Annotated in this window: 10 protein-coding genes; 6 read left to right on the forward strand and 4 right to left on the reverse strand. The window is 41.8% G+C overall.

The genetic code is table 11. From position 1 onward, the window contains the following. Positions 1–120 precede the first annotated feature (120 nt). The 4 genes from V7K60_RS17840 to V7K60_RS17855 all read left to right on the forward strand — a co-directional run bounded on the left by V7K60_RS17840 (position 121) and on the right by V7K60_RS17855 (position 3,873). Positions 121–447, forward strand: coding sequence for a DUF6825 family protein (locus tag V7K60_RS17840; RefSeq protein WP_334927170.1), 327 nt, complete (start codon positions 121–123; stop codon positions 445–447). A 152-nt stretch (positions 448–599) separates the two neighbouring features. Further along, on the forward strand, positions 600–2,285 hold the full coding sequence (locus V7K60_RS17845) for an ABC1 kinase family protein (RefSeq protein WP_334927171.1): 1,686 nt from the start codon (positions 600–602) through the stop codon (positions 2,283–2,285). A gap of 15 nt (positions 2,286–2,300) precedes the next feature. Then, positions 2,301–3,038 carry a PP2C family protein-serine/threonine phosphatase gene (locus tag V7K60_RS17850; protein ID WP_334927172.1) on the forward strand — a complete coding sequence of 246 codons (738 nt, stop codon included), beginning with the start codon at positions 2,301–2,303 and terminating at the stop codon, positions 3,036–3,038. 637 nt (positions 3,039–3,675) lie between these two features. Then, positions 3,676–3,873 carry an NblA/ycf18 family protein gene (locus V7K60_RS17855; RefSeq protein WP_292779026.1) on the forward strand — a complete coding sequence of 66 codons (198 nt, stop codon included), beginning with the start codon at positions 3,676–3,678 and terminating at the stop codon, positions 3,871–3,873. Positions 3,874–4,334: 461 nt separating this feature from the next. Here V7K60_RS17855 and V7K60_RS17860 read toward each other — a convergent pair whose 3' ends face one another. The 4 genes from V7K60_RS17860 to V7K60_RS17875 all read right to left on the reverse strand — a co-directional run bounded on the left by V7K60_RS17860 (position 4,335) and on the right by V7K60_RS17875 (position 9,614). Then, positions 4,335–5,888, reverse strand: coding sequence for a serine/threonine-protein kinase (locus V7K60_RS17860; protein WP_334927173.1), 1,554 nt, complete (start codon positions 5,886–5,888; stop codon positions 4,335–4,337). A 660-nt stretch (positions 5,889–6,548) separates the two neighbouring features. After that, the gene (locus V7K60_RS17865; protein WP_334927174.1) at positions 6,549–7,562 is read right to left on the reverse strand and encodes a glycosyltransferase family 2 protein; all 1,014 of its coding nucleotides are present in this window, start codon (positions 7,560–7,562) and stop codon (positions 6,549–6,551) included. 225 nt (positions 7,563–7,787) lie between these two features. Then, positions 7,788–8,234: a hypothetical protein gene (locus tag V7K60_RS17870; RefSeq protein WP_334927175.1), complete on the reverse strand. Its 447-nt coding sequence runs from the start codon at positions 8,232–8,234 to the stop codon at positions 7,788–7,790. Between the two features lie 126 nt (positions 8,235–8,360). Next, positions 8,361–9,614 carry an anhydro-N-acetylmuramic acid kinase gene (locus tag V7K60_RS17875; RefSeq protein ID WP_334927193.1) on the reverse strand — a complete coding sequence of 418 codons (1,254 nt, stop codon included), beginning with the start codon at positions 9,612–9,614 and terminating at the stop codon, positions 8,361–8,363. A gap of 495 nt (positions 9,615–10,109) precedes the next feature. On the opposite strand from V7K60_RS17875, the gene V7K60_RS17880 reads away from it, so the two are divergent. Together V7K60_RS17880 and V7K60_RS17885 are read left to right on the forward strand one after the other, a co-directional pair. After that, positions 10,110–10,874, forward strand: a complete 765-nt coding sequence (locus tag V7K60_RS17880) for an Npun_F0296 family exosortase-dependent surface protein (RefSeq protein ID WP_334927176.1) — start codon at positions 10,110–10,112, stop codon at positions 10,872–10,874. A 378-nt stretch (positions 10,875–11,252) separates the two neighbouring features. Further along, a complete protein-coding gene (locus tag V7K60_RS17885; protein ID WP_334927177.1) occupies positions 11,253–12,455 on the forward strand; it encodes an argininosuccinate synthase in 1,203 nt (400 codons plus the stop codon). Positions 12,456–12,493 lie beyond the last annotated feature (38 nt).

Here is a 12,493-nt window from a genome sequence, read left to right on the forward strand (position 1 = left end):
GAGTTGCTGGAATATGATAAATAAAGCGATCGCCTTATGTAAATTTCTAGCTCAACAACAGAAGCCGCAAAGCATACAGGCAAGTTATAATTCTCTTGCGGATCAACGTAACAAAAATTTATGAGTAACCCCCTTGTGCAAGCCTTTTTCGTAGGCAGAGCAGTAGCTGAAGTAGTTAATGAGCGTTTAGAGGTCGCCTTGACCGATGCTTTGAGCGATCTGGGCAAATTTGATGCAGAAGCTAGAGAGCAGTTGCGCCAGTTTACAGAAGAAGTCCTAGAGCGGGCAAATCGGGTAGCAGAAGCAACTAATGCAGGTCAAGCTACCGCAGGTACTGGGCAAGCCAGTTCTGATTCAGGTGACTTGCAAGCAGATATTGACGAATTACGAGCCGAAATTGCCCTTTTACGAACAGAATTGCAACATTATCGCCGAACTTCTGCATAAATTTTAGTCATTAGTCATTGGTCATTGGTCAAAAATTATGTACAAATGACAAAAGACAAGTGACAAAGGACATTTAAGAAAAAAACAGTTTAGGAATCAGAGTGTCTTTTCTTCCAAGTGATTCGGTTGCAAACCAACGGTAAACAAAGTATATGGAACAAGGTTATTCAGACAAGGCATACCGTTGGAATCGGGAAAAATACTCTAGCAAACGGCGTTTTGTGGACATTTGGTCTTTTGTCTTGACCTTATTGTTCAAACTTTGGCTATACAACAAATCTTGGAGTTATCCGGGAGGTGTGACTGATCTAAAGCAAGCTACAAGACGCAAAACCCAAGCAGTTTGGATTCGCAATACTCTACTGGATTTAGGCCCAACCTTCATCAAAGTTGGGCAACTGTTTTCTACCCGTGCTGATATATTCCCTGGTGAATATGTAGAAGAACTAGCCAAGTTACAAGACAAAGTACCCGCATTTAGTTATGAGCAAGTAGAAGCGATCGTTGAGAAAGAACTAGGCAAAAAAATTCCTGAACTCTTTCATAATTTTGAACCGATTCCCTTAGCTGCTGCTAGCTTGGGGCAAGTACACAAAGCTGTGCTACATACTGGGGAATCGGTTGTTGTCAAGGTGCAACGTCCTGGACTAAAGAAATTATTTGAAATAGATTTACAGATTCTCAAAGGAATTACCCGCTACTTTCAAAGCCATCCCAAATGGGGACGTGGACGAGATTGGTTGGGTATTTATGAAGAATGTTGTCGCATTCTTTGGGAAGAAATTGATTATCTTAACGAAGGTCGTAACGCCGATACTTTTCGCCGGAACTTTCGCGGCTACGATTGGGTGAACGTCCCCAGAATATACTGGCGTTACGCTACTTCCAGAGTGCTGACTTTAGAATATCTCCCTGGAATTAAAATTAGCCAATACGAAGCTTTAGAAGCAGCAGGTTTAGATCGAAAGGTGATCGCTCGTCAAGGCGCTCAAGCCTACTTACTACAATTACTCAATAGTGGCTTTTTCCACGCCGATCCTCACCCAGGCAATATTGCCGTTAGTGCAAATGGTGCTTTAATATTCTATGATTTCGGCATGATGGGGCGGATTAAGTCCAACGTCCGTGAAGGACTGATGCAAACACTGTTTGGCATTGCTCAAAAAGATGGCGATCGCGTTGTGCAGTCTCTGATCGATTTAGGTGCGATCGCCCCAACCGATGACATGGGCCCAGTGCGGCGTTCCGTCCAGTATATGCTGGATCATTTCATGGATAAGCCCTTTGAAAATCAATCGGTCGCGGCAATTAGTGACGACCTTTACGAAATAGCTTATAATCAGCCATTTAGATTTCCAGCAACTTTCACTTTCGTGATGCGAGCCTTTTCTACTCTAGAAGGGGTAGGCAAAGGTTTAGATCCAGAGTTTAACTTTATGGAAGTTGCCCAACCGTATGCAATGCAGCTTATAACCGATATGAATGGTTCTGAGGGGAATAGCTTTCTGAACGAATTAAGTCGCCAAGCAGCTCAGGTAAGTAGTACCGCCTTTGGTCTACCACGTAGATTAGAGGATACACTAGAGAAGCTAGAGCAGGGAGACATGCGCTTGCGCGTTCGGTCTATAGAAACCGAACGCCTGCTGCGGCGACAGAGCAGTATTCAGCTCTCAATAAGTTATGCTCTGTTAATCAGCGGTTTCACGCTTTCAGCTACTATTTTAGTGGTTAAGGATTATGTATGGTTGGCACTGCTGCCTGGTTTAATTGCAGCAGCGCTATCAGCGATCATGATCCGATTGCTTTTACGCCTCGACCGTTACGATCGCACGTATTAATTGTTGCAAAAAATTATGAAACTTAATTTCACGGGTTTTAGCGATCCGGGACTTATTCGTTCTAATAATCAGGATGCTTACTATATAGACCCAGAAGGACGATTTTTCGTTGTTGCCGATGGTATGGGTGGTCATGCCGGAGGTGAAGAAGCAAGTCGCATTGCTACTGGAGAAATTCAGGCGTATTTGGTAGCAAATTGGGAAACTTCTAAGTCTTCTCAAGAATTACTAGAGCAAGCTTTGTGGGGAGCCAATGAAGCGATTTTGCAGGATCAGCAAAATCATCCTGAACGCGCCGATATGGGGACAACTGTTGTAGCAGTGATTTTTCGCTCCCCAGAGTCGCCTTGGTGCGCTCATGTTGGCGATTCGCGGCTGTATCGCTTCCGAGAGTCGCACTTAGAACAGGTGACGGAAGACCACACTTGGGTAGCACGAGCAATCAAAATCGGTGACATCAGCTTAGATGAAGCACGATTACATCCTTTTCGCCATGTATTATCGCGCTGTTTGGGGCGCGAAGACTTGCATCAAATTGATGTGCAACCACTAGATGTAAAAGTTGGCGATCGCTTGCTGTTATGTAGTGATGGTCTTACAGAAGAACTTGTCGAGCAGAAGATTGCTAACTGCCTCAAAGATAGTCCTTGGCTTGATAAAGCCGCCATCTCTCTTGTTGAGGCTGCCAAAGAGCATGGAGGACACGATAACATCACAGTTGTCATCGTTTCCCTTGAAGAAAATAGTCATTAGTAATTGCTTTTCGTCCAAAAACAAAGGACAAATAACTAATCCGGTAAATATACTCAGTAATTTGTTCAGCGTGAGCATTTTTCCTTTTTACAATTTGATACAAATATTTTTAGCCTCTAAAATAACCTAAAGAGGCTAAATTTGTATAAATTGGTTAATTGACATCTTGCACGTAATAAGGTAAAACGACTATAATTCACGCTTATTACCATTAACTCCCCAACCTCCTTAAAATCTCCACCCTCCGAAGCTTCCTCCACGCTTGGGGAGGTAGCATCTTAGACTTTTTAAACACAAAGACTAAGACGGGTTTTGCATAGCACCAGATATTCTCTTTAAAGGAGATTTGTGGAAAACAGGAAGGAATTAGGGAGGTAGTTATACCTATCTGAGACCAAATAGAGCTTATTTTCCGGAATATGGTTCAGCTGACTTGGGTGGTATATCAGTAGGATTAGGTGCAAGATATCAAAGCAGAAAAAGTCCACACTTTGGATGTGGGCAATCTGTCAAACAATTGTTATCTTTCGTAATACGGAGGAACAAATGCTGGACAGATATGAGTCCAAATCTTATCCCATTTGGACTTCTGTGAGTGATATCACCTTTACGCGTTGTTTTTTCGGAGTAATTAATTATGAGTCAACCAATGAAACTATCCTTGGAACAGCAATTCAGCATCTGCTCATTTGCTACTCAGGTGCAGAATATGAGCCACGATCAAGCTAAAGATTTTTTAGTCAAGCTCTATGAGCAAATGGTCGTGCGCGAGGCAACTTATCAAGAGCTTCTTAAGCACCAGTGGGGCTTAGATTCCGGTTCCACTATGGCATAGAGTCGTTCTAATGTCGCAGTGGGCGACCTCCTTCTCTTGCTTGGTTCCAAGGAGGAAAAGAGCTGGGGATGTCGGGGCGTCAACTTCGATAAGCAATTCTACAAGATAGCGCAAAAGTTCAATTCACGAAAGTTAACTAACAATGAGTAAACGCTGTCTACGGCATATTTGCTGGAGTCTAGACTAACCTTAGCATTGCAGGCTCAATCCGTTGTTTGCTTTAGCCAAACTTTTTGTTGTTTTGTCTAGTGTGAGAATCACATTTGTATACGTTTACATTTCACTGGAATGTTTGCACAGGAATAATTCAGAGATAATTTGGATACCACTGCTTTAGCAAGCTAATGATTTCACTCTTTATACATATAACTAGAACTTACATCTTTATATATATTTTGTTTATAAAACGTTACATTCTTGGAGCGACCACCTATAAAACACGTAACATTAAGAAATTATGCTTAGCTGGAAAGATCGTATGGAGAATCTGTATCAATACTTTCCAGTTTTATTATAATTTGGGGCTTAATCTTTTCGTACTCGTTTTTGAGTAAACTTTTACTGATTTGCGGGTCGGCAGAGGACATCAACGTATTGCTCATTGCGACCCACTCTTGCAGTCGTTGCCGCTGGGCAGAAGCGACGCTTGAAAGTAAGATGTGGGTACAGCGATTTGGTGCTTCTCGTGCAAAGAATAAGAGGCGGTAGTAACCAGTGTGCTGTAATAACCGGGCAATTTCTTGACCAAGGCTGGTTTTGAGATCGAGGTAATAAGGCAACCATTTAGCGCCATGCTTGCGATTGTAGATGACAGTAATCCATAGCAGCATGGGATGAGGCATAGAGATGAACAGAAATTGGTTATAGCGAGTACAGAGTAAGCGTTTTTGAATTTCCTCTTGCGGTAGCATCACCCACAAAGCTGGTAAAACCTCACCATTGATATGAATGGGCTGGGGAAACACAATATCGGCAATTGGTTTATTTTGGGGCCAGGAAATGGCACGAGCAATTTCATCGTTTGACCAAGATACTCGCAAATCAGCTTTGGTCTTTTGTTCAAGCTCGGTGCTAGCTGTAGTAGTAGGAACTAAGGCATGACCCGCTTGCTGAATTTTGCGTGTATGCTCAGGCTTTTCTAAAGATGCTAAAACTCTGAGGATTTCAGTAATACTTTGGGGGCGATCGCGTGCTACTTTAGCTAGACAACTCATCACCAAATTTTCAATTTCTTTTGGTAGTTCTAATCCAGGCACAGCCTCAGCAAAAGAACGTGGTTTTTGATGATGATGTGTTTTATACCACGCACCAAAAGAGTGAGTTGGTGCCACCAGTGGCATTTTGCCTGTGAGCATCTCAAACATCATGACGCCCAAACTATAAATATCAGCACGGTTGTCTAATTCCTTACCCTCCATCTGTTCGGGAGAAGAATAAGCCAATGTCCCCAAATAAAATTTTGTATGGTCGCCATCTGACTGTAATAACTTAGCAATACCAAAATCTAGAACCTTGACCAATTCTCCAAAACTGGGATCTTGAATCACCAGCATATTACTTGGCTTAACATCACGATGGATAATTGGGCAAATAGTGCCATCAACCGGGATGCCATCATGGGCGCACTGTAACCCCAGGCTGAGTTGACGCGCCATACTGAGGAATCTTGGTAAAGGTAATCGTTGCTTGCGAATAATATTGTTCAGGCTTTGTCCTTGTAAGTATTCCATGACGTAGAAGGGGATGTTATTGTCATCTACGCCATAGTCCATAACTCGGACAATATGGATACTTTTTTGCCCTAGTAAAGCACAGGTTTTTGCTTCTCGCTCAAAGCGGTCTTGCAATCGCATCTTTTCATTTTGGATTGATAGAGCTAGAAACTTAACCGCAACAGGTACACCTCCCAACAATGTATCTTTAGCACGATAAACCCGACCCATTGCTCCAGTACCGATTAACTCTTGGAGTTGGTAGCGTTTGCTGAGTAAGCGACCAATGTTGGGGTCTGACATAGAAAATTCGACTCCAAAAGCAGGTTGTAAGTGTTTGGGAGGACAAGTGCATTCAAACTGATATCTGATTATTGCGCCTAGAAATGACTTTTTATGCTCGTACTGCAAGACAGAAATGGAAGTCAAAAGGCAAAAAGCTTATAAGCTAGGCTTTTGTGCGATTTCCAATCGTTGGTCTATTTACGCGGTGCTGTACTAGCTTTTCAGTCCTCTTTTAGAAGATTGAAACCACGATCGATCTGACCGTTTACAACCGAGACGGCTATTGCAACTGGTGCAACATACCAAATCAAACAAGCATAAAGAGTAGATTTATAATGACGCTTTGTACCATTTTGCACTTTAATTGTGGTGTAGTTTTAGTTTGCCCAATTTTAGCTAATGCGCTATCACTCTTGGTATCTCCTCAACTCTTGGAGACGTCGCTTTGTGTTGGGAGAAGACGGCATTAGTTTGGCTACATGAAACCTTACCTGCCTTTGCAGGTTAACAAACCCTTAAATTTGCATTAGTCCACGGAGATAGACTTTGTTTGTGTAATAGCGAATTATATTCGCCCAATACTTTTAAAACATTTTCTAATTACCTAACAATATTTTTAACCTCAAGCTCATTGTTACTATATAAGGATGCATTATTTATTGATAAAACTGTAATAGGCTAAGAGGTAGTTTTTCGTTTACTCTGTTGGTTAGGATATATATCAAAACTTGATTTATTATTCATCACATAGTATTGAATTCGACGTTTGACAATACTATTAAATCGGCACATAAAATCATAAAAGAAGCCCGGATATTTCCTGATTTCTGTGAATGCTGTTAACCATTTTCCTTGTTTTATAGGTTCTACAACTTGAAGGTAAGCTAGATTTTTCTTATAGACTGAGAGATTATAAGATAGAGCACGCATTAGAGCAGGATTTTTTTTCACAACGTCTTGTTGCATGAAATATTTAGCAGCTTTGCAAGATTGATTTAGACGTGGTAATTGGCTTTGATATACAAGAGAACCAGGGCGTGAACGGTAAAAATAATAGGGTTTAGGTTCAATAAAAAACCTAGCTCCTTTAATTAAGCATTTCATATCAAGCCAAAAATCTTGACCCATCCTGATTTCATCATCGTACTCAATGCCGTGCTTAACTAGAAATTCTCGTTTGAATAGAGGTTTGCTTAAGCCAAGATGCAATCCTGCTTCCCCAAAGATATCAGTTTCTACAAAATAAACGATATCAATTTGGAGAATTTTATCTATACTTTCTCCACTTTCTTGAATCAATGTACTCCAAGGAGATGTTGCACCGTCTTTGATAAAATAAACATCATCAGCAATCATGTCTGCATTTGTTTTATTTGCCAGAGACACAAGCTTGGACAATCTTTCGGGAGCATACCAATCATCTGAATCAAGTACAGCAATCCATTCTCCTTGGGCTGCTCTGAAGGCGCGATTACGTGCAGCTGCCGCTCCAAGATTTTGCTGATTAACTATCACTTTGAGACGTTGATCGGTAAAACTTTTAGCGACTTCTACAGTTTTATCAATTGAGCCATCATCGACAATAATAACTTCAATGTCAGTGAGTGTTTGCTCTAAGGCTGACTCTATTGCCTTCCCAATATAACTTTCTGTATTGTAAGCAGGCATAATAACGGAGACTTTAGGATTCACGAAACTGAACTCCTGACTATACGGTTAGGTAAAATACTAAAATCCTGACGATAATTTGATCATTTCTTTTTTACTATACAACTCAGTAGGTCAGTGAGAATAAACGATGAGTGGTTAAAGTTGGGCAGGAGATATTAGGCGTTGGGAAATCAGTGTGTTGCCAGAGTTTTTTGAACGGCGGTTTTTGGCCCAGAAGAACAGCAAAGCAGTGAGGCAGCGTTGCCTTTAAGCTGACTGACGCTCTAGCCTAGCTTCCATTGTGTTAGTTAAAAAATGACCAGCCAAAATACCACTACTGAGGTGATATGTATCTTGCGAAATCCGGTGTAGGGTTTCAAAGCCACTACGACGCTGACGATCGCCTAGTACCCAGTAACGCTGTACGATAGTATCCAGACCAATCCAGCCTTCGCCTTCAACCTGCCCCAAAATATTATGTTGTAGTAAAAAAGTATACTGACGCTCTCCATCATGCAACCGCCCCTTATATTGCAGAGAAATTTCAGAGCGATCGCTACCTGGGAAAATCAGTTTTGTGGCCATAGTAAACCAGTTATCTCGATTCCAAGCTACCAAGGTCATACCCTTGACGCTAATTGGCATACCATTGCGTTCCAGCCAATTTCCTTCCATTGCCCAGCGTCCTGGTTCCAATAAAAAAGTATGAGCCACCTTTTATTCCCTGTCTTGCTTGAGTGCCGTCAAGACTATAGTTATAGCAGTGCTAAGTTACGAGTGTTGAGTTGCGAGTGAGAATGAAGAAATTTTTTATCTTGTTTATTTATCCTGACTCAGCATTCAGGATTGACCTTGGTGAATTTCTCCCAAAAGTACTTCTTGAGGTGCACCTGTGGCAGTGGGTAGGTTGCCAGGAATACCCAAATGTCGCCAGTAGGCTAAAACTGCGAAAGCGATCGCTTCTTTAAAATCTGCACTTAAGCCGACCTCATCTGTCGTCGAGACTGGTATTGATTCCAACAACAACTGTAATCTTTGTTTCAAATAGAGATTGCGACTACCACCACCACATAATAGTACTCGTTGTGGCATTTCTGGCAAAAAAGTGCGGTAACTGTGAACAATTGAAGCAGCTGTAAGTTCTGTAAGAGTTGCCAGAATCTCAGCTGGATTGAGTTGGTATGCTTGAGCATCTTTTAAACACTGATGTAGGTAAGTCACACCAAATAACTCACGTCCTGTCGATTTTGGTGGCGGTAGATGAAAGTAGTCTTGGTTGAGCCATTGTTTTACTAAAGGATGGCAAAAAGTACCACTCGCTGCCCAATTCCCATCTTGATCATAAGTTTTAGCACCAGCGCTTAAATGCTCCACCGCTAGATCCAACAGACTATTTCCTGGGCCAGTATCCCAAGCGCGAATTTTTGAGAGCCAGTCTCCATGCTGAGGCGGAATATAAGCAACATTGCCAATACCACCAATATTTTGAATACAACGCCCCTCCTGGGGATGACTGAGTAAATAAGCATCTACTCTGGGCACGAGAGGCGCACCATGACCACCAATAGCAATATCAGCAACGCGGAAGTTGCTCACAGTTGCAATGCTTGTAAGATGGGCAATTAATGCACCTCGCCCTAGTTGAAGACTGTAACCCAAGGAAGTACCCTGTGCTGTTAGCGGATAGCTAGGGTTTAGCCCGTGGGTAGTGAGCATTTCTCTCCCCCGACTCCCCTGCTCCCCTGCTCCCTCTTTGGGTGGTCGATGATAAACTGTCTGACCGTGGGAGCCAATGAGAGTGGCGGGCTGATAACCAATTTGAATATTTTGGGCGGCTTGGGCAAAGACTTGGGCGATCGCATCATCTATTTCTGCTAATTCTGCCATTGAGATGGCAACGCCTGCACCAACTGCTAATATTCTTTCTCTGAGTTCGGCTGGATAAGGATATGTTGCCCCGGTTAGCAACTCAACTTTGAGATCCAATTCTGTGCCGGAAATCTCTACCAACGCAGCGTCTATGCCATCTACGGATGTGCCACTAATTAAACCAATAACGCGAGTAGGGACAACAGCTTTTTCAGTTGGATGCATCGATTGAGATTCTTTTGTTGATTGCAAGAGTTTAGTTTAATTCATGTTACTAGCTATGTCAAAACACTCAGGTTGCATAGTTGACTACAGAAGGAAAAGTAAATAAAGCAAGGGAAGAATATCAAAACCAATAGTAATGACCGCGAATCTATTTCTATTTATCAGCAACCAAATAATTTCATATAGTTTTGTTTGTTATCTTGATTGTTCCTTAATCAAGACAACATCCGAAGATACAAATTCTTAATATATACGAGCTAACTTTACAACTTTTTTATCTTCAGATAAAGAACAGATACTTTCTCCACTTTCTCAGCAAGTGAAACTACTTATTTTTGTTCAAAAATCAAGCAAGTGCTTTACTAGATATAGCAGGTTTTCAGTAAATATAAATCCAGTATTTTTATCCTATTCCTTTTGATAAAAGACATTACATAATGAACTCAAATCGCACAGCGAGTTTTTCAATAAATAAAAATACAGAATCTCAAAAGTATGTCTCTTACAAAAATTGCTTGTATCGCGGCCTTGTCTTTATCTGCAATCTCCTCATTTATCTGTGCAGGTTCTGCCCAGGCTATTTCCTTCAAAGTAACCGCTGGTATTGCAGCCCCTGATGGAAAAACTGACAAAGGTGCTTTTTCTGAGTTTACTCAGCTTTCTGGTACAACAACTATTGACTTCAATAATGGTCAAGCACCAACCACTGGTTTCGCTAAGTACTCATTTGAGAATAACAGTGGAGCCAGCAGTGTTAAGTTAGATCGATGGGCACCTGCTGGGGCAAACGGTGAAGAGAATAATAAGGGTAATTATTTGGCAGTTTTCAACGGCGATCAAGTCACAATTAACCTTGCAAAATCCCTCAATTATTTCGGTATTGACTGGGGAGCTATTAGTTCTGGTAACGTTTTTTCCTTCTACAATGGCAATAATCTAATAAAATCATTTTCAACAGAGGATGTGAACCCAGTTGCTCCAATTCATGCATCACAGCATGGCGGTGAAGGAAATGGCTACCTTCACTTCTACTCAGATAGTAGCAACGATATTTTCAACAAGATTGTCATTACCCAAGCAGGTGGTGGTGGATTTGAAAGTGACAACCATTCTTTCCATCAAGGAACTGACAGATTTACAGGTTTTGACCCTAAGTCTGTTCCTGAGCCTAGTGTTACCTTAGGTATGCTGGCTGTAGGTGGTATGTTTCTACGCAAGCGCAAGAACGAGAAGTTGCAAAGTGTAAGGCAATTTCATTAAATATATCAATCTTAGCTCAGTAAGATTTTCCTGATTTTCTCTACACTCTAACCTTAGTCTGTATAAGGATTTCAAAGCTAAGTTAATATTAAATACAAATTAGGGTGAGCTTACTTAGGTAAACTCGCCCTAATCCTTTTGCTATTTACGATCCGGCCTTTTTCTACGATCAATGCTACGCATAGCAAGCTTGAAAAAAATTTTCTTTTTCTATACTCAATAACTGCTTAGAGCTTAACCGAACTGGATTAAGAGTGAACTATAATTTTGACTCCTAACTCCTAAATTACCTTATAGGTTGTTGCATGAATAAAATATACATGGATTAGTTTAGATATAATAATGACTCATTCTTTGTTGTCCTAACTGGAGAAATTAATGGGTCGCGCCAAAAAGGTTGTCCTGGCATATTCTGGCGGAGTGGATACCTCAGTTTGCATCCCCTACCTCAAGCAGGAGTGGGGTGTGGAAGAGGTGATTACCCTAGCAGCAGATTTAGGTCAGGGAGATGAATTAGAGCCAATCAGAGAAAAAGCTCTGAAATCGGGTGCAAGTGAATCCCTAGTGGCGAATGTCAAAGACAGCTTCGTAAAAGATTACGCGTTTGGAGCGATTCAAGCCAACGCCCTTTATGAAAATCGTTATCCTCTAGGAACCGCCCTGGCTCGTCCCCTGATTGCCAAGGTATTAGTAGAAACAGCCGAAAAATATGGTGCTGATGCGATCGCTCACGGTTGCACCGGCAAAGGCAACGATCAGGTTCGCTTTGATGTCTCTGTAACCGCCTTAAACCCAAACTTGAAGATCCTTGCACCAGCCAGAGAATGGGGAATGAGTCGTGAGGAAACGATCGCTTATGGGGAAAAGTTTGGTATTCCCTCACCAGTCAAAAAATCTTCTCCCTATAGTATTGACAAGAATTTGCTTGGTCGTAGTATTGAAGCTGGTTTACTCGAAGATCCGTCATTTGAGGCACCGGAAGAAATTTATGAGATGACCAAAGCGATCGCTCACACTCCCAACGAGCCAGAGTACATCGAAATTGGTTTCCACGGTGGTATTCCCACAACCATCAACGGTATAGCCAAAGAGCCGGTTGAGCTAATTGAAGAACTCAATCAGGCGGTAGGAAATCATGGCATCGGACGGATCGATATGATTGAAAACCGTCTGGTGGGGATCAAATCGCGGGAAATCTACGAATCACCTGCGATGTTGGTGCTAATTCAGGCACATAGGGATTTAGAAAGCTTGACTTTAACGGCAGATGTCACCCATTACAAGCGTGGGATTGAAGAAACTTACAGCCAAATTGTTTACAACGGTTTGTGGTACAGTCCACTCAAAGTTGCACTTGATGCCTTTATTCAAAAGACACAAGAGCGAGTCTCTGGAACTGTGCGAGTGAAGTTGTTCAAAGGAAACTCTACGATAGTTGGGCGTTCGAGTGATAATTCTCTCTATACTCCCGATTTGGCAACCTACGGAGCCGAAGACAAATTTGACCACAAAGCCGCTGAAGGCTTTATCTATGTTTGGGGACTACCAACTCGCATTTGGTCAAAGCAGATTAGAGGTTAAGAGTTAGGAGTTAGGAGTTAAAAAAGCAAAATACAAAA

The organism is Nostoc sp., from assembly GCF_036917555.1.
Classification (GTDB): Bacteria; Cyanobacteriota; Cyanobacteriia; order Cyanobacteriales; family Nostocaceae; genus Nostoc.

Coding starts and splice junctions, on each gene's coding strand:
- V7K60_RS17860 (WP_334927173.1), bottom strand. CDS start 5,888: ATGTCAGACCCCAACATTGGTCGCTTACTCAGCAAACGCTACCAACTC.
- V7K60_RS17850 (WP_334927172.1), top strand. CDS start 2,301: ATGAAACTTAATTTCACGGGTTTTAGCGATCCGGGACTTATTCGTTCT.
- V7K60_RS17840 (WP_334927170.1), top strand. CDS start 121: ATGAGTAACCCCCTTGTGCAAGCCTTTTTCGTAGGCAGAGCAGTAGCT.
- V7K60_RS17875 (WP_334927193.1), bottom strand. CDS start 9,614: ATGCATCCAACTGAAAAAGCTGTTGTCCCTACTCGCGTTATTGGTTTA.
- V7K60_RS17855 (WP_292779026.1), top strand. CDS start 3,676: ATGAGTCAACCAATGAAACTATCCTTGGAACAGCAATTCAGCATCTGC.
- V7K60_RS17885 (WP_334927177.1), top strand. CDS start 11,253: ATGGGTCGCGCCAAAAAGGTTGTCCTGGCATATTCTGGCGGAGTGGAT.
- V7K60_RS17880 (WP_334927176.1), top strand. CDS start 10,110: ATGTCTCTTACAAAAATTGCTTGTATCGCGGCCTTGTCTTTATCTGCA.
- V7K60_RS17845 (WP_334927171.1), top strand. CDS start 600: ATGGAACAAGGTTATTCAGACAAGGCATACCGTTGGAATCGGGAAAAA.